Here is a 23,189-nt window from a genome sequence, read left to right as displayed (position 1 = left end):
AACCCCGTTGACAGATAAGGCCTTTGCGCTATGGTCCGCGCCGCTGGAGCATTTTCCGGCTTGACGGCATAACTGTTGTCCAGATCGTCTTGGACCATGTCCGCCTTGGCTGAAGATGCCTCAGGGCCTTGCCGTCGATTTGCAGGTTCTGCACACCCGTCCGGTTGGCCAAAGTTAGAAAGCGGACGCCTCGCGTTTCCTTTTCGTCCGCCTTCCTGACGCCGCCGCTGCTCCCGCAGTTGCCGTGCGCCTATCTCCCGGCCCCGTTTCGAATGTCTCGAGCGGATCAGGCACCGGGTAACACCATTGAGTGGATCGACTGAATTTGACCGACGATTTTTCCGGACTTGGCCTTTCGAGCAAAGTAACCGATGCGGTGACCGCCGCGGGATATACCAAGCCGACCGAAATTCAGGCGCAGGCCATCCCGCATATCCTTGAGAAGAAGGACGTTATCGGCATTGCCCAGACGGGCACCGGCAAGACGGCATCGTTCGTCCTGCCCATGCTGACATTGCTGGAGAATGGCCGCGCCCGCGCCCGCATGCCGCGCACGCTCATTCTGGAGCCGACGCGCGAACTCGCCGCGCAGGTTTCCGAGAACTTCGAGAAGTACGGCAAGAACCACCGTCTCACCATGGCGCTGATTATCGGCGGCGTGAGCTTTGAAGACCAGAACAAGAAGCTCGATCGTGGCGTCGATGTGCTGATCGCCACGCCGGGCCGCCTGCTCGACCAGATCGATCGCGGCAAGATCATGCTGAACGGCGTCGAGATCCTTGTGATCGACGAAGCCGACCGCATGCTGGACATGGGTTTCATCGACGACATCGAAAAGATCGTCAGTCGCCTGCCGCCACGGCGCCAGACCATGCTGTTCTCCGCCACCATGGATGCGCAGATCGAGCGGCTGACCAAGAAATTCCTGAAAGACCCGGTGCATGTGCAGGTTTCTCGCGCCGCATCGACCGCCGATACCATCGACCAGAAGCTGGTCAAGGTCTCGTCCAAGCCCGAGGACAAGCGCGCTTCGCTGCGCGATCTGCTCCGCGGCGCCGATGGGCTGACCAACGCCATCATTTTCTGCAATCGCAAGCGCGATGTGGCCACCTTGGCCCGCTCGCTCGAGCGTCATGGCTTTTCCGCCGGTGGCCTGCATGGCGACATGGACCAGAAGAGCCGCACCGAAACGCTCGACGCGTTCAAGAACAACCGCCTCACCCTGCTTGTCGCCAGCGATGTGGCGGCGCGTGGGCTCGATATCCCCGCGGTCAGCCACGTCTTCAACTTCGACGTGCCGGTTCATGCCGAGGACTATGTCCACCGCATTGGTCGTACCGGCCGTGCCGGCCGCTCCGGCGCGGCCTATACGCTGGTTGCCCCGGCTGACGGCAAGCATCTCGATGCCATCGTCAAGCTGATCCAGCGCGACATCGCCTGGCTCGACACCGGCTCGGCCCCCAAGGCTTCCGCACCTGCGGAAGGCGGGGCTACCGAGGCCAAGCCGCGTGTTCCCCGGTCCCGCCGTGGCGGCGCCCGGACGCGCCCTGAGGCGGCAACTCCAACCGTGGACGCCGAAGCCGCCGTGCCCGCCGCACCGCGTGAGCGGCCTGCTCGTGCGCCACGGACCCGCCCAGTGCAGGAAGCCCCGCGCGATGCTGCACCGACCGAGGCTCCTGTCGTTGCGACGCCTGCGCCGGCGCCGTTGACGGCACGTCAGCTTGCGGCGATCAAACCGCCGGCACGGCCGTCACGCACCCGTCCGCCACAGCCGGCCGCTGGCCAGTCAGACGATTCGGGTATCGATTCGAGCTCGCCTTTTGGTAGCGATGGTCCGGTCCCGGCCTTCCTGCTGCGACCCACCGGCATAAAAGCTGAATAAACGGGCTCTTTTTGGCTAAGTCAGTTGAAAGGATGGCAACTATAGTTGTCATCCTTACTTTTGACGCGGTACTTAAACATGCGATGCTTGCGGCGAATGCCGTTGCTGTAAGCGCCTGAGGCGCGGGGGACGCTGTGTCGGAACAGGAATTCAAACGCGCGCTTGGTTATGCCAATTCGGCTTTCGACCTGCTTAAGCGCAGCGGGATTCCGCCCTATCCGCAGTTCTATGAGCTGCTTTATACCTATGCGACCGGCGTCAATCCGACGTTGAACGACCGGATCAATGCGATCTTCCGCGCTGGCCAGTCACCGACGCTCGACCTGGCGGAGACGCTGTACAACGAATTCCTGAAGTCGGACGTCAACGACCGCATTTCCCACGTCTCGGAACGCATGCACGCGCGCATCGAGGCGGTGCATGACGCTATCGATTCCGCCATGACCACGGCCAACGCCTATTCGGGCTCGCTGCAGGCAGCCAGCGGCGACCTCGACCGCGAGATCACCGGTCCGGCCATGAAGACCCTGGCCGACCGCCTGCTGGCCGAAACCCGGCGCATGCAGGACACCAACCGTGCGCTGGAAATGCAGCTCGAAGCCTCGCGCGACGATATCGCCTCGCTGCAGCGTGACCTCGACGATGTCCGGCGCGAATCCCTGCTCGATCCGTTGACCAAAATCGCCAACCGCAAGAGCTTTGACGAAGGCCTTGCCGCCGCGATGGCCGATGCCAGCACCAATGGCAATCCGCTCTGCCTGCTGCTGCTCGACATCGATTATTTCAAGAATTTCAACGACACCTATGGCCACCAGACCGGCGACCAGGTCCTGCGCCTCGTGGCGATGACGCTCAAGTCCAACATCAAGAGCAAGGACCTGGCGGCGCGCTATGGTGGTGAGGAATTCGTCGCCATCCTCCCCTCGACGGACCTTGAAGGCGCGATGATCGTGGCGGAGAACATCCGCAAGGCCATCGCCGCCAAGGAATTGATGAAGCGCTCGACCAACGAAAAGCTGGGCCGCATCACCGCCTCGTTCGGCGTGGCGGTGTTCCATCCTTCGGACACGGCCAGTTCCCTGATCGAACGCACCGACCGCTGCCTCTACGCCGCCAAACACGCCGGCCGCAACCGCGTCGTCAGCGAGATCGACCTGGCGGCGATCCGGGCGGCGTAGGCCTGGCTGCTGCCCCTGGCACGCAAAACCAGGCTGCCTTGGACTCTCCCCCCACCGATCCCCTCGGACTTGATCCGAGGGCCTCTATCAGCATCGCACAAGCGGCGAGTGGCCCGCGGGTCAAGCCCGCGGGAAGGATAGTGGGAGGGATGGGTGAAGCTTTAATGCAGCGACAGTTGTCCCGCCGTTACTCGCCAACCATACCCACGCCCAAACCCGCCAGCATGTCCCAGTAATCGGGATAGGTCTTGCCGACGCAGCTTGGGTCCAGAATGGTGATCCCGCCGATCCTGAGCCCCGCCAGCGCAAAGCTCATGGCGATGCGGTGATCGGCATAGGTCTCGATCCGCGCCGGCAAGGTCTGCCCCGCCAGGGTCGGATCGCTGTTGACCACCAGATCGTCCCCCTCCTCCCGCGCCAGACCCGACCTAATCCGGTTGAGCTCTGTCGATAGCGCCGAAATCCGATCGCATTCCTTGACGCGCAGATTGGCGATCCCCACGAACCGCACCGGCGTGGTGTTGAACGCCGCCAGCACCGCGATGGTCGGCACAGCATCCTGCATCTGCGAGCCATCGATCACTGCGGGCAGATTGGGAAATTGCGCGATCACGGCCTGCGCCAGCGCGTCTGGCTGGGTGAAGGCATCGGAAGCCACGCCCAAGTCGATGTCGCCGCCCGTGAGTGCCGCTGCGCCCCACAGGTAGGTTGCGGCCGACGCATCTGGCTCGATGACGAAGTCGGCTGCGCTATAGCCGGTGGGCTGCACTCGCCATGTGCCGGCATCGACCTGCTCCACCTTGGCGCCGAAAGCTCGCATTGCCGCCAGCGTCAGGTCGACATAGCCGCGTGCACCGATATCGGAGCCGGTCAGTGCCACCTCTATCGGGCCTTCGCCCATCGGTGCCGCCATCAGCAGGGCGGACACATACTGGCTGGACAGCCCGCTATCGATCTCGACCCGCCCCCGCCCGAAGCTGCCCTTGCCGTGAATGGTGATCGGCGGGCAGCCGGTTTCGGCCGCTGCATCGATCCCCAGCGAACGCAATGCGGTCACCAGCGGCGCAATGGGGCGCAGGCGCATATGCGCGTCGCCATCGACGATCACCGTGCCATCCACCGTCGCCACCGCTGCGGTGAGGAAGCGCGTCGCCGTGCCGGCATTGCCCAAGAATAGCGGCCCGTCGGGCGCCGTCAGCTTGCCAGTCCCGGTGACGACGAAACTGGTCGCGTCCGGCTCCTCGATGCTCACGCCCATTTGCCGCAAGGCGGCGGCCATCAGCACGGTATCCTTGCTCTTGAGCGCGCCGGTCAGTCGGCTGGTGCCGTCCGCCAGCGCCGCCAGCAGCAGCGCGCGATTGGTGATGGATTTGGAGCCGGGAGGCGACACGCGCCCCACCAGGGGATGAGTGGGCGGAATAAGGGTCAGGGCCGCGGGCAATGCGGTCATTGGACTACTCTAAAGCTGGAGCCGAAATTGCCCCTGCCTGTTAGGCCAAATGCATGCCCGACGCAATCAGGCCGTGGCGCGCGCTTCCGCGATCGCCTTGAGATCGGCTGCCTTGAGCGTGATGCTCTCGCCGCAGCCGCAGGCGCCGGTCTGGTTGGGGTTCTTGAAGGTGAAGGTCGAGCTCATCTTGGCGACCTCGAAATCCATCACCGTGCCGAGCAGGTACATGGTCGCCTTGGGATCGACCCAGACGTCCACGCCCTTGTCGGTGACGTGGTCGTCGCCCTTCACCGGCTCGGCGACGTAGTCCATGGTGTAGGACACGCCCGCGCAACCGGCATTCTTGATACCCACGCGCAGACCGATCACGGGCTTTTCCGAATCTTCGATGATCTCGGTGATGCGTTCGGCAGCGGCATCGGTCAGCGACATGATCTTGAAAGCCATCGGGAAACCTCGTCTATCGTCAATTCACGATATATAGCGCGTCGCGACGGAAATTACCACCAGTTCAGCGCGACCTGGGCTTCTTCGCTCATGCGGCTGGCATCCCAGGGGGGATCGAACACCATATTGACCGTCACGTCCTGGATACCTTCGACGGCGCGGGCGGCGTTTTCCACCCAGCCGGGCATTTCGCCGGCCACCGGGCAACCCGGCGCGGTCAGCGTCATGTCGATGACAAGGTTCCGGTCGTCGTCCAGGTCGACCTTGTAGATCAGGCCCAGCTCATAGATATCGACCGGGATTTCCGGGTCATAGACGGTCTTGAGCGCGCCGATCAGGTCGCTGGTGATGCGCTCCACATCGGCTTCAGGGAGCGAACCGGTATGGTTCGGCACGATTCGCGGCGGCTCCGGGAGTGCCGGTGCAGGAGCGATCTTGGATTCGTCGATCTCGAATTCGTCGGTCATTTCAGTCCTCGCTTACGCGAAAAATTTCTGGGCGCGTTCGATGCCGTCCACCAGCGCGTCCACGTCGTCCTTGCCGTTATATAGGGCGAAGGAGGCGCGGCAGGTAGAGGTGACACCGAAACGTTTGAGCAGTGGCTGGGCGCAGTGGGTCCCCGCCCGCACGGCAATGCCGTAGCGGTCGAGAATAGTGGAAACGTCATGGGCATGAGCGCCCTTGATTTCGAACGAAAAAATGCCACCCTTGCCCGGCGCCGTGCCGATCAGGCGCAGCGAATTGATGCGGCTGAGCCGCTCATGAGCATAGTCGGCGACCTCGGCCTCGTGGGCGGCAATCGCCTCGCGCCCCAGCTCATCCATGTATTTCAGCGCCGCGCCCAGCCCGATCGCCTGCACGATTGGCGGTGTGCCAGCCTCGAAGCGGTGCGGGGGCTCGTTATAGGTCACACTGTCGAGCGTCACCGTATCGATCATCTCGCCGCCACCCTGATAGGGCTGCATTTCCGCCAGCAGGTCATATTTGCCATAGAGCACGCCGATGCCGGTCGGCCCATAAAGCTTGTGGCCAGTCATGATGTAGAAATCGGCGCCGAGGTCCTGCACGTCCACCTTGGTGTGAACGGCGCCTTGCGATCCATCGACCAGCACGGGAATGCCGCGCGCATGCGCGATTTCGATGATAGCCTTGACCGGATTGACCGTGCCCAGCACGTTGGACATATGCGTCACCGCGACGATCTTCGTGCGATCGGTCAACGCCGCCTCGAACGAGGCCATATCCAGGCTGCCGTCGTCGGTCACATCGACCCAGCGGATCACCGCGCCCTTGCGCTCGCGATGGAAGTGCCAGGGCACGATGTTGGAGTGATGCTCCATGATCGTGGTGACGATCTCGTCACCCTCGCCGATGCGCGGACCGGCAAACGACGACGCAACCAGGTTGATCGCCTCGGTCGCCGAGCGGGTGAAGATGATCTCTTCGGGTCGTGCGGCATTGATGAACTTGCGCACCGCCTCGCGGCCGCCCTCATAGGCCTCCGTCGCCCGGTTGGCGAGCGTATGCAAGCCGCGGTGGACGTTGGCGTATTCGTGCCGGAAGGCATAATCCATCCGGTCCAACACCTGCACCGGCTTCTGCGCCGATGCGCCGCTATCGAGATAGACCAGCCGATGGCCGTGAATCTGCTCGGCCAGGATCGGGAAATCGGCACGGACTTTTTCGAGGTCGAAGGTCATAAGTTAGTTCCTGCGGCAAGCGCCGCTGCTTCTTCACCTCTCCCTTTGGGGGAGATGTCGACCGTCGTCGGTCGGGTGAGGGGCCTTCCCCTCGCACCTGACCCGTCCAAGGCCCCCTCACCCGGCGCTACGCGCCGACCTCTCCCCCAAAGGGAGAGGTGAAGAGGCCGCAAATCACTTCCCGAGCAGCCACCCATCGATCACGCCATGCAGCGCTTCGGCCAGGGCTTCGTCCGCGATCGGGTCAACGAGTTCCTCGAGGAACCCGCGCACCAGCATGGTCTCGGCTTCCGCCTTTGGAATGCCACGGCTCATCAGGTAGAACATCGAGTCTTCGTCGAGCTGACCGCAGGTCGAACCGTGGCCGCAGACCACGTCGTCGGCATAAATCTCAAGCTCCGGCTTGGAGAGGATTTCCGCCTCGTCCGACAGCATCAGACCCTGCATCATCATCTTGGCATCGGTCTTCTGCGCGTCGCGGGACACCATGATGCGCCCCTGGAACACCGCCTTGGAGCGGCCACGCGCGATCTGCTTGTACAGCTCCTGGCTGGTCGTATTGGGCACGGCGTGGTTGATATCTATGGCGATATCGAGATGCTGGCCGTTATCCACCAGGTTCAGCCCGGTGAAGTCGGCATGTGCCCCCTCCCCGGCAAACCGGGCGAACACCTGCGAGCGGGCGAGCCCTGCCCCGGCGTGGATGGTCAGCGTGCGCAGCTTGGCGCCTTCGGCGAGCGTGTACTCATTGGTGGCGAAGTGCGTCGCGGACTTGCTGCTCAGATCGAGGGTGATATGCGTGAGCACCGCGTTCTTGCCGATGGTGACGTAGCTCGCGTGATTGGCGACATGGGCCGCGTCGGAGCCGGAATAGGTCTCCAGCACGACCGCCGAGGCATTGTCTGCCACGAAAATTCGCGCCGAACTGGCCGAATGGGCAGCCGCGCCTTCGGTGCGCCGATCGATCTGCACCACGGGATCGACCGTGCCGTCGAGCGTCAGGGTCAGCGTTTCCTTGGCCAGCGCGCCATTGAGATGCACCAGCACATCGTCACGGCTGGTCAGCGCCGCGCCGTCTGCCTTGCCGATGATGACGCCAGCCGGTGCCGTGCCACTCTCCTGCACGCGTCCATTGGCGATCATGATCTGGTGTGCGCCAGCCACGCGCAGCGCCGGGGCGCTGGCTTCATTGGCGGCCTGCGCCAAAGGCGGAACCGCCTTCAGCAGCATCTTGAGGTCGGTATAGTGATAGCTCTCGACGCGTCGGGTCGGCAGGCCGGCCATGGTCATGCGCTCGGCTTCCACCGTGGCGCCAAGGCCGGTCAGCTGTTCGATCAACGTGTTTTCTGCCGCGCTCAGGCGGACGGGCATGGTCTGCTTCATGGATCAGGCCGCCGCGTTGTCGAAGTCGGCATAGCCCTTGGCTTCGAGCTGCAATGCCAGGTCCTTGTCGCCGCTCTCGACGATCCGACCATCCGAGAACACATGCACCACGTCGGGCACGATATGGTTCAGCAGGCGCTGATAGTGCGTGATCACCAGCATCGAGCGATTAGCCGAACGCAGCGCGTTGACGCCCTTGGCAACGACCTGCAGCGCGTCGATGTCGAGCCCGCTATCGGTCTCGTCGAGAATACACATTTTCGGCTGCAACAGCGCCATCTGCAGCACTTCGGCGCGCTTCTTCTCGCCGCCCGAAAAACCAACATTGAGCGGACGCTTCAGCATGTCATTGTCGACGTTGAGATCGACGCCGGCCTGCTTGACCGCGCGCATGAAGTCGGGCGTCAGCATTTCTGGTTCACCGCGCTTCTTGCGCTGCGCATTCATCGCCGCCTTGAGGAAGGTCATGGTGGCGACGCCGGGGATTTCGATAGGGTACTGGAACGCCAGGAACAGGCCGGCGGCAGCGCGCTCGTCGGGCTCCATTGCCAGCAGGTCTTGCCCGTCGAGCAGCACTTCGCCCTCGGTGATCTCATAGTCTTCCTTACCGGCCAGCACATAGCTCAGCGTCGACTTGCCCGAGCCGTTACGGCCCATCACGGCATGCACCTGGCCGGGCGGGATGATCAGGTTCACGCCCTTGAGGATTTCGCGGTCTTCGATGCGCGCATGCAGGTTGCGGATTTCAAGGATTGGGGTGGTCATAGATAGTCTCCGATAAGTGTTGGCGCCGAGCGCCGAATTTGGGGGATGGGGCGCCTCACGCGCCCGGTTCGCCATCCCAGTAGTCGAGGTGCCCAATGCCATCGCGACCCATTTGCCGCAGCTTTTTGTCATTGGCATCATAGATATGCTGGGCCGGTTGTCCGGCCGCCGGGCGGCTGGTCACAAGGAACTTCCCCGAGTCCGGGTATTCGCAGACCTCGGTTGCTGCCATCGTCGAGACGCCTAGATACCGCAGGGTCACGCTGCCGGTATTGATGATCTGGTGCGCCGTATCCTGGCCGCCAGCCGGGGCGCCAAGCACATCGCCGCCCTTGACCGCAAAGGACTGCGCGCCAAACCGATAAGTCGCTTCGCCCTCAAGGATGACGAACAACTCGTCCTCGACGTGGTGGTTGTGGAACGGACAGCTCGATTTGCCGGCCGGCACCTCATTATAGCTGATGCCTAGCCCCTTGAGGCCCAGCAGCTTGCCGAACGAAACATCCGCCGACTTGTAGAGCGTGCCCCGCTCCCAGTTATCGAGCGTAAGGTCGCCAAGCGAGATGACCGGTGCTTGGGTCTGCTGGTCAGCCATTGTCTTTTGCCTTCGAGTTAGCCGTCTGCACCCGGCCGAGGCCCGACTGGTTGGGGGCCCAGTCCAACCACGGCTGCTTGCCACTTGCGCGGCGTTCCGCATCACGGGCTTCATCGTAGTCTTCGACGTAGTAGTTTGGATCAAGCCGACCGCGGCACAGGAGCGCAAGCATTATAGCGACGCCCACCAGAACAGCGGCGGCCGCAATCAAATTCTGGATTCCGTCACCGATGAAGAGCGCTAGTGCTATCGCAAGACCGATGACCGCGGCCAGCGCCACCACGACGCCCATTGGCGCAACAGGACGAATGGCTTGTACCCGCGTTAAGCCTATGAACCGCGGTGCAAGGTCGACTCCTGAACGAGGAAGCATGGCGAGTATCGCCGGCAACTGAGGCTCCTGCAATTGTCGATCGTGGGCCGTCATCGGCACAGGGCGAAACAACGCGAACCAATATTGGCGCCTCGTCCTCAGTATCCCTGCCGATAGCCCATGAGGCTTGCTCATTAGCCGACGCTGCCTTCGAGGCTGATCGAGATCAGCTTCTGCGTCTCCACCATGAATTCCATCGGCAGGTGCTGCAGCACGTCGCGGACGAAGCCGTTGACGATCAGCGCCACCGCTTCCTCGTCAGACAGGCCGCGCTGCTGGCAATAGAACATCTGGTCGTCCGAAATCTTGGACGTGGTCGCCTCATGCTCGAACACCGCGGTCGCGTTGCGGCTTTCGATATAGGGCACGGTATGGGCCCCGCACTTGTCGCCAATAAGTAGGCTGTCGCACTGCGTGAAGTTGCGCGCCCCCTTGGCCTTGGCATGGGCCGATACCTGGCCGCGATAGGTGTTGTCCGAGAAGCCGGCGGCGATGCCCTTGGCGATGATGCGGCTGGACGTGTTCTTGCCCAGATGGATCATCTTGGTGCCGCTATCGACCTGCTGGTAGCCGTTCGAGATGGCGATCGAATAGAACTCACCGCGCGAGTTGTCGCCGCGCAGGATGCAGCTGGGATATTTCCAGGTGATGGCCGAGCCGGTTTCGACCTGGGTCCAGGAAATCTTGGAATTGTCGCCACGGCAGTCGCCACGCTTGGTGACGAAATTGTAGATGCCACCCTTGCCGTCCTTGTCGCCCGGGTACCAATTCTGCACCGTCGAGTACTTGATCTCGGCATTTTCCAGCGCCACCAGTTCGACCACGGCGGCGTGCAGCTGGCTCTCGTCGCGCATCGGCGCGGTGCAGCCTTCCAGATAGCTCACATAGCTGTCTGCCTCGGCGATGATGAGCGTACGCTCGAACTGGCCGGTCTTCTTTTCGTTGATGCGGAAATACGTCGACAGTTCCATCGGGCAGCGAACGCCCTTGGGGATGTAGACGAACGAGCCATCGGTGAAGACGGCGCTGTTGAGCGTCGCATAGTAGTTGTCCGAGACCGGCACCACCGATGCCAGGTACTTCTGCACCAGCTCGCCATGCTCGCGAATGGCTTCGGAGATCGAGCAGAAAATGATGCCGACCTTGGCCAGTTCCTCGCGGAACGTGGTCACGACCGAAACCGAATCCATCACCGCGTCGACCGCCACATTGGGGCGTTCGACACCGGCCAGGATTTCGCGTTCCTTCAGCGGAATGCCCAGCTTGTCGTACATGGCCAGCAGCGCCGGATCGACTTCATCGAGACTAGTCGGCGCCGGCGTCGATTTGGGCGCGGCGTAGAAATACATGTCCTGGAAATCGAGCTGCGGGTAATGAACCTTGGCCCAGGTCGGCTCTTCCATGGTCAGCCAGCGATTATAGGCTTCCAGCCGCCAATCGAGCATCCACTGGGGCTCATTTTTCTTTGCCGAAATGAAGCGCACGATGTCTTCGCTCAGGCCCTTGGGGGCCATGTCGGATTCAATGTCGGACGAGAAGCCGTATTTGTACTTGTCGACGTCGAGCGCCAGGACCGAATTGACGGTCTCCCGGTCGATGTTTTCCTTGAGCGTCGGGATGTCGTAGTCAGCCATCTGGCTTCTCCTAATTGCCCCTCGGCGCTTCAAGGGCGCCGCGAGCCGTCAATACTTGGCCCTCAGGCCGCTTTCCCCTGCCGGCCACGCTGCCGGTTGAGGATCGTTTCATAGCCACGCAAAAACGCGGCAATATCGTCGCGGGTGGAATTCCACCCCAGGCTGATGCGCAGCGCGCATTCGGCCAGTTCGCTCGGCACGTTCATCGCCGCCAGCACATGGCTGGCGCCGACCTTGCCCGACGAGCAGGCCGAGCCCGACGACACCGAAATCCCGTCCAGATCCAGCCCCATCATGGCCACCGTGCTCTTGACGCCCGGTACCGCAAAATCGACCACATTGCCGATCCGCTCGACATTTTCGCCGAAGATCACCGCATCCGGCGCCAGCGCCCGAAGGCTGGCTTCGAGCTCGCCTGTCAACGCGTTCACATCCGCCGAGCCATAGTGCCCGGCAAAACTCTCCGCTGCCGCGCCGAAGGCCGCGATCAAGGCCGCCGCTTCCGTGCCGCCGCGCCGGCCCTGTTCCTGGCCCCCACCGGGGATCAGCCGAACCGTATCGGCATGCGCCTTGACCAGCAGCGCACCGACACCTGCCGGCGCGCCAATCTTGTGGCCGCCCACCGCCATCATATCGGGTGCCGAGGCGGCAAATTCGAGGGGGAGCTTGCCGAACGCCTGGGCCGCATCAATGAACAGAGTATGCCGGGTCGGTCCGACCAGCGCATTGATCCGTTCGATCGGCTGAACGACCCCGGTTTCATTGTTCACCCAATGCAAGGCCACCAAAAACGTTTGGTTCGTCGCGTCCGCATCAGCAAGAAATCCAGCAAGCTGGTTCAGATCGATCCGTCCATCGGCCAAAAGGCCAACGACCAGCACCGGCAGTCCCGTCGCTTCTGCAGCCTTCAAAACCGCCGTATGCTCACCGGCGCTGACCACTACAGCATGGCTGCCGAATGTCTTGGCCCCGCCGACAATCGCCTGCGTAATCGCCTCAGTCGCCGAGCCGGTGAACACCACCTGCTTGCGCTCAGCCCCGGCCAGCCTGGCAATTTGCCCGCGCGCGGTCTCGATAACATTGCGCAACGCCCGGCCGTGCCCATGCACCGACGCCGGATTGCCCACCATATCCAGCGCGGCGACCAGCGCATCGCGGGCCTCCGGCAGCAGCGGAGACGCGGCACTATGATCGAGATAGATCGCCGGTCTGGTCATCACGGGCCCGTGGCGCATGCGCGCCGTTCATAGCTTCCATGCCTGGGCTGGGGCGGTGTTGTGCCCTTGAGTCCAAACACTTCTTGAAATTTGACGCCCTCTTTCATTACAAGGGGCGCACTTCCCCGCCAGATGGCGGCCAAAACACGAGTTTCGAATAATTCTAAACTGGTTTTTCGATGCCTGTATTAGGCAGCGAGGCGCGCTTAGTCAAGCCGCAGCGCTTCCCGCAAAGGGTCGGCGAGCCATATCAACAGAGCCGCAATGGCCGGAAAAGTAGACCCATGCCAGAAGTGATTTTCAATGGCCCCGAGGGGCGTCTGGAAGGCCGTTACCAGCCCGGCAAGGAGCCCAACGCTCCGATCGCCATCGTGCTTCATCCCCACCCGCAATTCGGCGGGACGATGAACAACCAGATCGTTTACAACCTCTTTTACATGTTCGCCGAGCGCGGCTTTGCCGTGCTGCGCTTCAATTCACGCGGTGTTGGACGCAGCCAGGGGCTGTTCGACCATGGCATCGGTGAGCTCAGCGACGCCGCCTCGGCGCTCGATTGGCTGCAGACCATCAACCGCGAAAGCCGCGGCTGCTGGATCGCCGGCTTCTCGTTCGGTGCCTGGATCGGCATGCAGCTTCTGATGCGCCGGCCGGAAGTCGAAGGCTTCATTTCCGTCGCGCCGCCTGAAAACCTCTACGATTTCTCCTTCCTCGCCCCCTGCCCGTCCTCGGGCCTGATCATCCATGGCGACAAGGACCGCGTGGCCCCGCCATCGGCGGTGCAAAAGCTGGTCGACAAGCTCAAGCTGCAAAAGGGCATCAATATCGAGCAGCAAGTCGTTGAGGGAGCCAACCACTTCTTTGAGGGCAAGATCGACGATCTCACCGACCGCTCGGCCGAATATCTCGACCGCCGCCGGGCAGAGATCGCCGCCGGCGGCGGGCGCTAGTTCGAGGGCGCAAACCGCGATCATCGTAAGCAACCCACGGCGTCATTCCCGCGCAAGCGGGAAACCATTCCGACGATCTTAGATTCGGTCTGGAAGAATGGATTCCCGCCTGCGCGGGAATGACACCGGAGATAAATTCAGTACGGGATCGCACCCTATGACCAAGTACAAATCCGACTTTCTCCGCGTGCTCGATGAGCGCGGCTTCATCCACCAGATTTCCGATCCGGAGGGGCTCGACGCCAAGGCGCTGGCCGGGCCGATCACCGGCTATGTCGGCTATGACGCGACGGCGACGTCGATCCACATCGGCAACCTGATCACCGTGACCATGCTCTACTGGCTGCAGGAAACCGGCCACAAGGCGATCAGCCTGATGGGCGGTGGCACCTCGATGGTGGGCGATCCCTCGTTCCGCGATGACCAGCGCAAGCTCCTGACCGTCGAGCAGATCCAGACCAATATCGACTCCATCCAGAAGGTTTACGCCAACATCCTGAACTATGGCGGCTCCAACCCGGCCATCATGGTCAACAATGCCGATTGGCTGCTCAAGCTCAACTATGTCGAATTCCTGCGCGACGTGGGCCGGCACTTCTCGGTCAATCGCATGCTGGGCTTCGACTCGGTCAAGCTGCGGCTGGACCGCGACCAGTCTCTAAGCTTTCTCGAATTCAACTACATGATCATGCAGGGCTACGACTTCGTCGAGCTCAACCGCCGCTATGGCACGGTGCTGCAGATGGGCGGCTCCGACCAGTGGGGCAATATCATCAACGGCGTCGATCTGAGCCACCGCATGGGTGGCCCGCAGCTCTACGCGCTGACCACGCCGCTGCTGACCAAATCAAGCGGCGAGAAGATGGGCAAGTCAGCCTCCGGCGCCGTCTGGCTCAATGGCGATCTCTTCAGCCCCTATGATTTCTGGCAATATTTCCGCAACACCGAGGACGCCGATGTGGAGCGGTTCCTCAAGGTCTTTACACGCCTGCCATTGTCCGAAATCGCCAGGCTAGCGGCCCTGGGTGGCTCGGAGTTGAACGAGGCCAAAAAGGTGCTGGCGACCGAGGTCACGGCAATCGTGCATGGCCGAGACGCTGCCATTCAAGCCGCATCCACAGCGGCAGCCACCTTCGAAACCGGATCGCTGGACCTGTCGCTGCCAACCGCGACGCTCAGCCATGCCGACCTGAGCAATGGCATCGGCATCCTCGCCGCGCTGGTGCTGGCAGGCTTGGCAGGATCGAACGGCGAAGCCCGCCGCCACGTCCAATCCGGCGCCGTCCGCGTTAACGACGCCCTGATCGACGACGACAAGCTCAGTCTAGGCGATAACGCGCTACTGCCCGAAGGCGTGGTCAAACTCTCCATCGGCAAGAAGCGCCACGCGCTGATCAAGCCGGTTTAGTCCTAGTCTCGACCAGTCTGGCCGATGCAGAAGGCGCGGTGATTCATCCCCGCGCCTTTTTCAGCTTCGGCTATTCAACCCGGGGTTGTTCCTTGGCCCGGAACTCGAACAGCTCGCGGAACGCGCCCGGCACCAGTGCCGATAGCGGGTTGATCTTGAATTCGGGTTTGTCGAGCGGGCCCTTCACCGCAAAGGTCACGCCAAACAGGCCTTCGCCGTTCCGCCCGCCGAGCAAGGGGCCGAACAGGGGAATTTTCTGGAAGGCGCTGTTGAGCCCGAACAGCGGCACGTAGGTGCCGGTCAGGTCGTATTGGCGTTTATCGGTATAGACGAAGCCGCGCATGGTGCCGCCGACGGTCGCGCCGCTGAGGATGGCGTCGGTGACTTCGACGCGGTCGGAACGGCGCACGAAGGTGACGACGCCGCCGTCAAAATCTAGCCGGTTCTGCTTGGCAATGACAGCGCGGGAGTCGGCGTGATTGCCGAGGATTTCTGCGACATTGGCCTCGTCGACAATGGAAAAATTGCGTAACTGTAACTGCCCGACCTCGGCCTTCTGCTCGGTATTGGTGGTCAGCACCAGGCTGCCATCACCACCGGCCAGTTGGGAATAGACGCCGAGCAGGCGCAGGATAGTGCCGGCGTCGCTGAAGGCTACGGTGAGCGTTCGCCCGTCCGGCGCCGGATTAGTGGTCACCGACACGGCGTTGTTGTCGCCAAACTGTGCGGTCATGTTGGCCCTGCGCATGTCGGTGCCGTGCAAAGTCATGTCGAGTGCCAGATTGAAGGCCGTGGTGGCGTAGTACCCCAGGGCGCGATCCAGATGGATGTTGAGCGCCAGCGTCTGCTTGAACTGCGTCTGCACACCGCCGGAGCCTTCACCCAAGCCGAAAAAGCGTTTCAGCATCGGCTTGAGGTCGAGCTGTGTGCCAGTCAGATTGATTGCATAACCGCCATCGACCGGCGCCAGCTTGAGCTGGGCGCTGTCGCCTTCACTGAGGCCGAACTGAGTGAACTCGGCCGATTGCAAACCTTTATCGGCATCGAATTTCAGCCCGCCAGCCAGATGCACCGTGCCGAAGGCGAGGTCGATGTCGCTGAGCTCGGTGAGCTTGTCCTTCTGCCGGATCGTCGCGACGAGGCTCCCCGCCACTCCGGCGGCCTTGGTAATGCCGATGTCCTTGATCGTCAGCCCGGCGTCCTTGAGGTCGATTGCCATCTGGATCGACCCGTCGGCCTTGGGCTCGGCGACGAAGCGCAGTTTTCCGCTCAGGAATTCTGAGGCGTCGAACCCCATTGCCGCCAAGTCCTTGGCGTCGATAGTCGAGCCGAGCCGGAAAACGGGTGTCGTAGCGGGCGTCCCGGCGATTTCCACATCGGCAGCCATGCCGTCGATATTGGCCGTCCCCGCGACGCGATAGCCATCCTGCGAGGCGCTGAACGAGAGTTGCCCATCGCCGATCTTGTGGTCCTGGATCGGCTGGCTGCTGGCGAAATCCTTCACCGCGCCATTGAGCACATAGTCAAAGCCCAGTTTCCGGCCGCTCTTGGCATTGGGCAGCTTGACGGTGGCGACCAGCCCGACCGCAACCGAGCCGGTGAGTGAGGCCAGATCGAGCGGCACCTTAAGGTTCGCGACGGCGTCCGCCTGTTGGCTTTTCGCCAGAGCCAGCAGCGCGGGGATCGGGCCACTCAGGTCGCCCGAAATCTCAGCGATGCTTTGGGCAGCGTCTGAATTGTCCATGACAAGGGCCGGATTGGTCACGGCCAGGATACCGTTCCCGGTATCGACGGCGCCACCGCCGGCTGAAATGGTCACGTCACTGTCGCGCACCTGCAGCTTGGTATCGCCATCGATGGCGATCGGCGCCATTTCAGCCGTCGGCTTGACCATGACGCCGGTGCCGACCAGGTCGATCGTCATGGAGTCTTTTGGGATCGGCTTTTCCTCGCCGCCCATCGCCATGGTGCCAACCGGAAACTTGAACTTCAGGGTCGCATCCTTGACCGTGCCATCGTTGACGTTGGCGACGAACCAGTCGCGGCTTTCTCCCCCCATCAGATAAGGCCACAAGCGCTTGAGGTCATCGGCGCTGACGCCTCCGCCCGCAATGGTCATGTCGAGGCCCAGCCCAGCCTGCAACATGTCGATGCGGCCGGTGCTTTCGACGTGGCCTGCTCCCTTGGTGGCCAGCAAGCGGTCGATGCCGAGGGCGCCGTACAGCGGCGCCGACCAGCCGGAAAACTCTACCGTGTCGAAGGGCTTGGCAGGTGCGGCCATGTCATTGGGATGGATGACGACGTCGTGCATGGTAATCGACATGCCAATGGTCGGGCCGAAATTGGGGTCAAGCCCCATGGCGAAGATGCCGGAAATACGGGCCGAGCTCTGTCCGATCTGCAGGGCCGCATCGGCCAGCTTGAACTGCCCCTCAGTTGGTGACCAGGAGATGTCCATGATCGAGGTGGCGATCGGGAAATAGCTGTCCTGCAGGCGCAGGTCGAGCCCGGTCATGTCCACCTTGAAGGCGCCATCCACCAGCTTGCCGGTCTTGGGCGCGAACGTCACGTCGATGGAGAGTGCCCCGGCGCCGCGGATGGCCGCCATGCTCTGCGCATCATCGATGAAGGGCAGGAAGGAGGCAAAATCGATATTGGTGATATCGGCCTCAAGGCGCGCCCCGCCGGCATCGTCCACGGTGCGCGACAAGCTGCCGGCCATGGTCTTGCCGCCCAGCGTGGCGGAGAAAGTACCGCCGGTGCTGCGCCCGTCGACCGATGGCGCGATTTCGAGATTGATCTTCTCGAAGCGCCGGAACAGCCCGTAGACCGCATCGTTCATGTCAACGGTGCCGTCACGGATCACCAGCTTGGAAAAGCGGCCCTGGGCGGCCTGGGCGACGATTTCGCTAATGCCCTGCTCGCTGGACTCGAGGTTATAGATCAGCCAGTCATTGTCCGAGCGCAGGGCCATCGAGGAGGCTTCCCCGCCCTGGCCGCGCAAATCGATGCCGGTCGAGGAGATGCCAACCGAGGGGAAGGTGTCCTGCCCCTCCATCACCCGCACCGTCGGCGGCCCGCCCTTGGGATCGTCGACCATCTCGAAACTGGTGACGCGCGGCCCGAACAGGTCCTGCACGATCTGAATGTGTGGCTTGACGATGGTAACGGTGGCGCCGGGCTGGCCGAACAGCGCGCGCACCGGTGAAAACCCGATTTCCAGCGCCGCCATTTCCACCCTGGCGCCGGTCTTGGTGTCGGTCAGCACCACGGGCGAGAAGTGGATCACCGGCCAAACGCCACCTTCCAGGGCCAGTGCCATTTCGCCCAGTTGAAGCTTGCTGGTGGGGGGCATTGCCGATTGGGCGACGGCTTGCGCGGCATCGCTGCCAAAGGGTAGCCTGATGGGGGTGAACAGCAGTGTTATGTAAATCAGGATCAGGAGGGTGGCTGGAATGCCAAGCGCCCAGACCAGTATTTTGGCGGCATGGCGCGCTGGCGGCCGCTTGCGCTGCGCAGAAGGTGGAGTCTGCGTTGCTGCGGGAGTGGTTGACGCGCTCACTTGCTTCCAGATCGGGCGATGGCCGGCATCTCCTGGCAACCCGAGAATCAACCGCACAGCGCGGTCTCTTGCCCAATGATACCGGCTGGAATATGGCACCGACACCCCGATTTCACGCGGGTGCTGTTTGTGAGGGGACAATTGCATGAGTATCGCACAGGAAGGTGACTTCGCTCCCGATTTCAGCCTCCCATTGGACGACGGGACTAGTTTCACACTCTCAGGTCATCGTGGCCATAGACTGGTCCTATATTTCTATCCCGAAGACGATTCTGGCGGTTGCGTAAACGAGAACCAGGAATTCTCGGCGCTCAGTGCGCAGTTTGCTCAGCGGGGCGCACTGCTGGTCGGCATTTCGCCCAATGACCTGGAGTCGCATCGCAAGTTTCGCGCCAAATACGGGCTCGTCGTTCCTCTCGCCGCGGACCCGGATCGTCTGGCCATCGAAGCCTTTGGGCTCTGGCAGCTCAAGAAGCTCTATGGTCGCGAATTCATGGGCTTGATCCGCACCTCGTTCATCATCGATGCCGATGGCCGCATTGCCCGTACGATCCGCGCCACGCGCATCATAGGACACGCCCAGAAGATGCTCGAGGCGCTGGACGCTATGGATGCGCCAAAACCTGCCACGAAAGGCAAAAAGGCTTAGGATTGGCGCTTTGTTAACCACACTTGCTCATACTTTGCTGACCATAGTTGTGGTCTCGCGGAGTGTGTTGCGTGCGTCATCATCCCAGTTTTGCCCGCGGCGCCGCCCCCGCCAAGCCGCCCAAGTCCGCCGGCATCCGCCCTGCCCTGTTTTACAGCATGTTCGCGGTCCTGCTGACCGGCAATGCGCTGACGGCAACGGCATTCCTGCTCGCCCCCGATATTTCGCGGCTCTACAACGGTCAGACCGAACAGGTCGTCGAGGCCTATGAGGACCGCGTCGCGCAATTGCGGGTCGAGGTGGACCGGCTGCATTCGCGCAGTTTTGCCCAGACCGGCGATATCAACCTGCAATTGCAGGAGCTGTCGCAGCAGCAGGAAGTGCTGACCGAACAGCACCAACTGGTGCAGGTGCTGGTCGACAAGGCCGGTGAGCTCGGCATCGATACGGCCACACTGCCCGCCGAGAAGCCGAGTGGCGATCTGGCCGATGCCGGTCCGGTTGCGCCGAGCGGCAATCCCGATATCGACGCCACCGCGAAAGCGCTGGACCGGATGATGGGTGAAACCCAGACCGCCATGACCGCCATCGCCGACGCCGCCACCCAGCGCACGCAAGGCATCGTCTCCGAACTGTCGGGCATCGGCATCAACGTAGCATTGCCCGATGACGATGAAGGCGTGGGCGGCCCGCTGCTGCCGCCCCAGGCTGGCGAGCCCGACTCCCCGATGGTGGAGGATGCCAATGCGGTCATGTCCGCGCTGGTGCGCTACAAAGCGGCGCGTGACAGCATTGCCTCGGCCCCGGTGCATATGCCCCTGACCGGCCAGTACCGCCAGAGTTCGAGCTTCGGCAACCGGACCGACCCGTTCAGCGGCGGCCGTGCCTTCCATGCCGGGCTGGATTTCGCTGCCCCCAGCGGCTCGATCGTCTCCGCCGCCGCCGACGGCACCGTGACCTTTGTCGGCACCATGTCCGGCTATGGCAACGCGGTGGAAGTCACTCACGCCAATGGACTGGTGACGCGCTATGGGCACCTGTCGGGGTTCCTGTCCGAAGTTGGCCAGGTCGTCCACACCGGTACGCCAATCGCCAAGGTCGGCTCCACCGGCCGCTCGACGGGCCCGCACCTGCACTTCGAAGTGCGCCGCAACGACGCTGCGATCGATCCGGCCAATTTCCTCAAGGCCGGCAAGCGCCTGTCGGCTTTGCTGGGTTAAGCGACCTCTCGTCGCCAGCAGATCAGTGGCCCGTCTTCGGCGTCGATCCGTCCGCCCACGCGAATGAAGCCGTTTCTCTCAAGAACACGCTGCGACGGCAGGTTGTCCACGGCGGTGTCGGCGGCAACCGCGGCGATGCGCTTCTCGGATCGCGCCCAATCCAACAGTTCGGCGACAGCCGCCGCCGCGTGCCCACGCCCGCGACGCGTCTGGGCCAGCCCGTAGCCGATCTCTACAGTTCCGGGCGTTGGGAAGGCCTTGGTGATCGAGCAAAGACCGACGATTTCGCCATCGGCAACGATCAGCCAACTGGCCGGGCTGATTTCCTGCCGCACCCTCTGGGCCAGGCCCTGCAACATGTGCAGGACCGCCAGCGCTTCGACGCCGCCATCGGGGACCTGAAAACCAGGTGGCGCGGCGCCCGTGATGAGCGCCGCGAAATGGTCGTCGGTAGCCTCAACCAGCATAGGCCAGTTACTCGCTGACCACGTCCGTCGCCACGCCAACGCGCTGGGCGAGCGCCGCCTGCATGAACTGGTCGACATCGCCGTCCAGCACCGCGGCCGGCTGGCTGCTTTCGATGCCGGTGCGCAGGTCTTTGACCATCTGGTAGGGCTGCAACACGTAGGAGCGGATCTGGTGACCCCAGCCGATATCGGTCTTGCTGGCCGCCTGGGCATTGGCCGCCTCTTCGCGCTTCTGCAATTCGGCCTCGTAGAGGCGCGATTTCAGCATGGCCATGGCCGTGGCACGGTTCTTGTGCTGGCTGCGCTCCTGCTGGCACGCCACGATGATGCCCGAGGGCACGTGGGTAATGCGGATGGCGGAGTCGGTCGTGTTGACGTGCTGCCCGCCGGCGCCGGAGGCGCGATAGGTATCGACCTTGAGGTCGGCATCACGGATTTCGATGTCGATGGAATCGTCGACCACCGGATAGACCCAGCAGCTGGAGAAGCTGGTGTGACGCCGTGCGGCCGAATCGTAAGGGCTGATGCGAACCAGGCGATGCACGCCGCTTTCGGTCTTGAGCCAGCCATAGGCGTTGTGGCCCGAAACCTTGATGGTGGCCGATTTGATGCCGGCTTCTTCGCCGTCATGCATTTCGAGCACTTCGACCTTCATCTTCCGCCGTTCCGCCCAGCGCGTATACATGCGCAGCAGCATATTGGCCCAGTCCTGGCTTTCAGTGCCGCCGGCGCCGGAATGGATTTCGACATAGCAGTCATTGGCGTCGACTTCGCCCGAGAGCAGCGTTTCGATCTGCTGGCTGCGCGCCTGGTCGCGCAGTTCAAACAGCGCGTCCTCGGCGGCCTTGACGATTTCGGCGTCGCCGTCTGCCTCGCCCAGTTCAATCAGTTCGAGATTGTCGTCGATGCCGGTCTCGAAGCTGCGCACAGCCTTGACGGCCATATCGAGTTCGTCGCGCTCGCGCATGGCGGCGCGGGCCTTCTCGGCATCGTTCCAGAAGTCCGGTGATTCAGTCTGCGCGTTCAGCGCGTCGAGGCGTAGCTGGGCTGTATCCCAGTCAAAGATGCCTCCTCAGCAGGGTCAACACCTGCTGGATTTCGGCCACGGTCTTTTCGATTTCCATCCGCATAGCAATAGGTCCTTCGTGCTGGCCCTCATGTAGACGAGGAGAGTGGCGGTATCAACCTTTGGGTGGATCGGAATGCGTATTGCCAGATCCTCGCCAGCGGGACACTTTGAAGTCACCGAGTTGAGGACGGAGAGGGAAATGTTACGCACTATTGTTGTTGCTGTTCTTGGGCTGACCGCAAGTCTTGCTTTCGCTGACGACAGTGTAGTCTCGGTTGCCAAGGGGGCCCGGGTTGCGGTGATCGGTGGCTGCCACGATTGCCACACTGTCGGTTATGGCGAAACTGGCGGCGTAATCGATCCAGCCACTGCGCTTAAAGGCAACCCGGTGGGCTACCAAGGGCCTTGGGGCACCACTTTTGCCCCCAATTTGCGCATCATCGCTGCCAAATACAGCGAAGATGACTTTGTGAAATTTTTGACGACGTTCGAAGCGCGCCCGCCTATGCCCTGGTTCAACGTGCACGCGCTGGACGAGTCCGAAATGCGGTCGCTGCACCAGTATATCGTCTCGCTCGGCGAACCGGGCGATCCGGCGCCAGAATATGTGCCACCCGGCACGGCGCCAAAGAGCCCGTTCCTTGTCTTTGCGCCGCCGACCATGCCGGCTCCATAGTGGCACACGGCTTGGCCGTGCCTACTGGGTGCGGCCGAGCTTCTGGAACTTGCGGATCGCGGTATCACGCTTGAGCCGCGAGAGCCGGCCAAGGAAGAAAATGCCGTTCATCTGCTCGATTTCGTGCAGCGCACAGCGGGCCACAAAGCCTTCGAACCGCGTGACAACGCGCCCACCGTCAACGGTGTCATAGGCGACATCCACCCAGATCGGCCGCTCGATCGGCGCTTCGATGCCGGGCATCGATACCGAGCCTTCGGGACCTGCCTGCCCCGCATTGGCAGTGCCGACAATCTCCGGATTGAACAGCACCCGATAGTCGCGCTGTGCCGTGTCCGCAGCCACGCTGATGACCACCAGTGGCTCGATTTCTCCGATATGGGCGGCCGCCAGGCCATAGGCCTGCACATCGCTGGCGGCTGCGACCAGGCGCTCGGCCGTGGCGCGCAAGGCGGCGTCCATCGGGCGAGGGACCGCCTTGACCGTCAGCCGCGGATCGGGATAGCGAACGAATTCGGCCATGCCCTAGAAGCCGCCGCGGCCATTGACCATGTCGGCCGCGTCCAC

21 protein-coding genes are annotated in these 23,189 nt (G+C 62.6%); 7 read left to right on the top strand and 14 right to left on the bottom strand.

Annotated features, from left to right (window positions below; all coding sequences use genetic code 11):
• Window positions 1–325 precede the first annotated feature (325 nt).
• Both ABIB57_RS04845 and ABIB57_RS04840 read left to right on the top strand, forming a co-directional pair.
• Entirely contained in the window at window positions 326–1,882 is a 1,557-nt protein-coding gene (locus ABIB57_RS04845) for a DEAD/DEAH box helicase (RefSeq protein WP_354038884.1), read from the top strand.
• Window positions 1,883–2,016: 134 nt separating this feature from the next.
• Window positions 2,017–3,060, top strand: coding sequence for a GGDEF domain-containing protein (locus tag ABIB57_RS04840; RefSeq protein WP_354038882.1), 1,044 nt, complete (start codon window positions 2,017–2,019; stop codon window positions 3,058–3,060).
• A gap of 187 nt (window positions 3,061–3,247) precedes the next feature.
• Here ABIB57_RS04840 and aroA read toward each other — a convergent pair whose 3' ends face one another.
• The 10 genes from aroA to ABIB57_RS04790 form a co-directional block, all read right to left on the bottom strand.
• Window positions 3,248–4,510 (bottom strand): 3-phosphoshikimate 1-carboxyvinyltransferase, encoded by a 1,263-nt coding sequence (gene aroA, locus ABIB57_RS04835; RefSeq protein WP_354038880.1) that lies wholly within the window; start codon window positions 4,508–4,510, stop codon window positions 3,248–3,250.
• A 66-nt stretch (window positions 4,511–4,576) separates the two neighbouring features.
• Entirely contained in the window at window positions 4,577–4,957 is a 381-nt protein-coding gene (locus ABIB57_RS04830) for a HesB/IscA family protein (protein ID WP_354038878.1), read from the bottom strand.
• A gap of 53 nt (window positions 4,958–5,010) precedes the next feature.
• Window positions 5,011–5,355, bottom strand: coding sequence for an SUF system Fe-S cluster assembly protein (locus ABIB57_RS04825; RefSeq protein ID WP_502914357.1), 345 nt, complete (start codon window positions 5,353–5,355; stop codon window positions 5,011–5,013).
• An 81-nt stretch (window positions 5,356–5,436) separates the two neighbouring features.
• On the bottom strand, window positions 5,437–6,657 hold the full coding sequence (locus ABIB57_RS04820) for a cysteine desulfurase (RefSeq protein ID WP_354038876.1): 1,221 nt from the start codon (window positions 6,655–6,657) through the stop codon (window positions 5,437–5,439).
• A gap of 174 nt (window positions 6,658–6,831) precedes the next feature.
• The gene (gene sufD, locus ABIB57_RS04815; RefSeq protein ID WP_354038874.1) at window positions 6,832–8,040 is read right to left on the bottom strand and encodes a Fe-S cluster assembly protein SufD; all 1,209 of its coding nucleotides are present in this window, start codon (window positions 8,038–8,040) and stop codon (window positions 6,832–6,834) included.
• A 3-nt stretch (window positions 8,041–8,043) separates the two neighbouring features.
• Window positions 8,044–8,805, bottom strand: coding sequence for a Fe-S cluster assembly ATPase SufC (gene sufC / locus ABIB57_RS04810; RefSeq protein ID WP_299726334.1), 762 nt, complete (start codon window positions 8,803–8,805; stop codon window positions 8,044–8,046).
• 55 nt (window positions 8,806–8,860) lie between these two features.
• Window positions 8,861–9,400 carry a cupin domain-containing protein gene (locus ABIB57_RS04805; RefSeq protein ID WP_354038872.1) on the bottom strand — a complete coding sequence of 180 codons (540 nt, stop codon included), beginning with the start codon at window positions 9,398–9,400 and terminating at the stop codon, window positions 8,861–8,863.
• Window positions 9,393–9,791 (bottom strand): hypothetical protein, encoded by a 399-nt coding sequence (locus ABIB57_RS04800; protein WP_354038870.1) that lies wholly within the window; start codon window positions 9,789–9,791, stop codon window positions 9,393–9,395. Before ABIB57_RS04800 ends, ABIB57_RS04805 begins: the two co-directional genes overlap by 8 nt.
• Window positions 9,792–9,907: 116 nt before the next feature.
• Window positions 9,908–11,407, bottom strand: a complete 1,500-nt coding sequence (gene sufB / locus ABIB57_RS04795) for a Fe-S cluster assembly protein SufB (protein ID WP_502914344.1) — start codon at window positions 11,405–11,407, stop codon at window positions 9,908–9,910.
• Window positions 11,408–11,469: 62 nt separating this feature from the next.
• Window positions 11,470–12,624: a cysteine desulfurase family protein gene (locus ABIB57_RS04790; RefSeq protein WP_354038869.1), complete on the bottom strand. Its 1,155-nt coding sequence runs from the start codon at window positions 12,622–12,624 to the stop codon at window positions 11,470–11,472.
• A gap of 284 nt (window positions 12,625–12,908) precedes the next feature.
• Between ABIB57_RS04790 and ABIB57_RS04785 the strand changes: the two genes are divergently transcribed.
• Both ABIB57_RS04785 and tyrS read left to right on the top strand, forming a co-directional pair.
• Window positions 12,909–13,571 (top strand): alpha/beta hydrolase, encoded by a 663-nt coding sequence (locus tag ABIB57_RS04785; RefSeq protein WP_299726325.1) that lies wholly within the window; start codon window positions 12,909–12,911, stop codon window positions 13,569–13,571.
• A 157-nt stretch (window positions 13,572–13,728) separates the two neighbouring features.
• On the top strand, window positions 13,729–14,979 hold the full coding sequence (gene tyrS / locus ABIB57_RS04780) for a tyrosine--tRNA ligase (protein ID WP_354038867.1): 1,251 nt from the start codon (window positions 13,729–13,731) through the stop codon (window positions 14,977–14,979).
• A 70-nt stretch (window positions 14,980–15,049) separates the two neighbouring features.
• On the opposite strand, the gene ABIB57_RS04775 is transcribed toward tyrS, so the two are convergent.
• On the bottom strand, window positions 15,050–18,541 hold the full coding sequence (locus ABIB57_RS04775; protein ID WP_354038866.1) for a hypothetical protein: 3,492 nt from the start codon (window positions 18,539–18,541) through the stop codon (window positions 15,050–15,052).
• A gap of 145 nt (window positions 18,542–18,686) precedes the next feature.
• Here ABIB57_RS04775 and ABIB57_RS04770 point away from each other — a divergent pair, with 145 nt between their 5' ends.
• Complete coding sequence (locus ABIB57_RS04770) at window positions 18,687–19,190, top strand: peroxiredoxin (RefSeq protein WP_354038865.1); 504 nt, start codon at window positions 18,687–18,689, stop codon at window positions 19,188–19,190.
• A 71-nt stretch (window positions 19,191–19,261) separates the two neighbouring features.
• Entirely contained in the window at window positions 19,262–20,410 is a 1,149-nt protein-coding gene (locus ABIB57_RS04765) for a M23 family metallopeptidase (RefSeq protein WP_354038863.1), read from the top strand.
• Here the strand turns inward: ABIB57_RS04765 and ABIB57_RS04760 are convergent.
• Together ABIB57_RS04760 and prfB are read right to left on the bottom strand one after the other, a co-directional pair.
• Window positions 20,407–20,877, bottom strand: coding sequence for a GNAT family N-acetyltransferase (locus ABIB57_RS04760; RefSeq protein ID WP_354038861.1), 471 nt, complete (start codon window positions 20,875–20,877; stop codon window positions 20,407–20,409). The genes ABIB57_RS04765 and ABIB57_RS04760 overlap by 4 nt on opposite strands.
• Before the next feature lie 7 nt (window positions 20,878–20,884).
• Window positions 20,885–22,007 (bottom strand): peptide chain release factor 2 gene (prfB, locus tag ABIB57_RS04755; protein WP_354038859.1). Its coding sequence is split into 2 segments (ribosomal slippage): window positions 20,885–21,937 and window positions 21,939–22,007, totalling 1,122 coding nucleotides; the frame shifts between segments, so codons are not numbered across the junction.
• A 72-nt stretch (window positions 22,008–22,079) separates the two neighbouring features.
• Between prfB and ABIB57_RS04750 the strand changes: the two genes are divergently transcribed.
• Window positions 22,080–22,622 (top strand): c-type cytochrome, encoded by a 543-nt coding sequence (locus ABIB57_RS04750; protein ID WP_354038858.1) that lies wholly within the window; start codon window positions 22,080–22,082, stop codon window positions 22,620–22,622.
• A gap of 21 nt (window positions 22,623–22,643) precedes the next feature.
• Here the strand turns inward: ABIB57_RS04750 and ABIB57_RS04745 are convergent, their stop codons facing one another.
• Window positions 22,644–23,144 carry a peptide deformylase gene (locus tag ABIB57_RS04745; RefSeq protein ID WP_354038856.1) on the bottom strand — a complete coding sequence of 167 codons (501 nt, stop codon included), beginning with the start codon at window positions 23,142–23,144 and terminating at the stop codon, window positions 22,644–22,646.
• Window positions 23,145–23,189: the final 45 nt, after the last annotated feature.

The organism is Devosia sp. UYZn731 (genome assembly GCF_040546795.1).
GTDB lineage: Bacteria > Pseudomonadota > Alphaproteobacteria > Rhizobiales > Devosiaceae > Devosia.
This window is presented reverse-complemented; position numbering and strand designations above follow the sequence as displayed.

Bases quoted from the DNA above. Each gene is read 5' to 3' on its own strand.
- ABIB57_RS04745 (WP_354038856.1), bottom strand. From the start codon at position 23,144: ATGGCCGAATTCGTTCGCTATCCCGATCCGCGGCTGACGGTCAAGGCG.
- ABIB57_RS04760 (WP_354038861.1), bottom strand. From the start codon at position 20,877: ATGCTGGTTGAGGCTACCGACGACCATTTCGCGGCGCTCATCACGGGC.
- sufD (WP_354038874.1), bottom strand. From the start codon at position 8,040: ATGAAGCAGACCATGCCCGTCCGCCTGAGCGCGGCAGAAAACACGTTG.
- ABIB57_RS04750 (WP_354038858.1), top strand. From the start codon at position 22,080: ATGCGTATTGCCAGATCCTCGCCAGCGGGACACTTTGAAGTCACCGAG.
- ABIB57_RS04805 (WP_354038872.1), bottom strand. From the start codon at position 9,400: ATGGCTGACCAGCAGACCCAAGCACCGGTCATCTCGCTTGGCGACCTT.
- ABIB57_RS04820 (WP_354038876.1), bottom strand. From the start codon at position 6,657: ATGACCTTCGACCTCGAAAAAGTCCGTGCCGATTTCCCGATCCTGGCC.
- ABIB57_RS04830 (WP_354038878.1), bottom strand. From the start codon at position 4,957: ATGGCTTTCAAGATCATGTCGCTGACCGATGCCGCTGCCGAACGCATC.
- ABIB57_RS04785 (WP_299726325.1), top strand. From the start codon at position 12,909: ATGCCAGAAGTGATTTTCAATGGCCCCGAGGGGCGTCTGGAAGGCCGT.
- aroA (WP_354038880.1), bottom strand. From the start codon at position 4,510: ATGACCGCATTGCCCGCGGCCCTGACCCTTATTCCGCCCACTCATCCC.
- ABIB57_RS04790 (WP_354038869.1), bottom strand. From the start codon at position 12,624: ATGACCAGACCGGCGATCTATCTCGATCATAGTGCCGCGTCTCCGCTG.
- ABIB57_RS04770 (WP_354038865.1), top strand. From the start codon at position 18,687: ATGAGTATCGCACAGGAAGGTGACTTCGCTCCCGATTTCAGCCTCCCA.
- tyrS (WP_354038867.1), top strand. From the start codon at position 13,729: ATGACCAAGTACAAATCCGACTTTCTCCGCGTGCTCGATGAGCGCGGC.
- sufC (WP_299726334.1), bottom strand. From the start codon at position 8,805: ATGACCACCCCAATCCTTGAAATCCGCAACCTGCATGCGCGCATCGAA.
- sufB (WP_502914344.1), bottom strand. From the start codon at position 11,407: ATGGCTGACTACGACATCCCGACGCTCAAGGAAAACATCGACCGGGAG.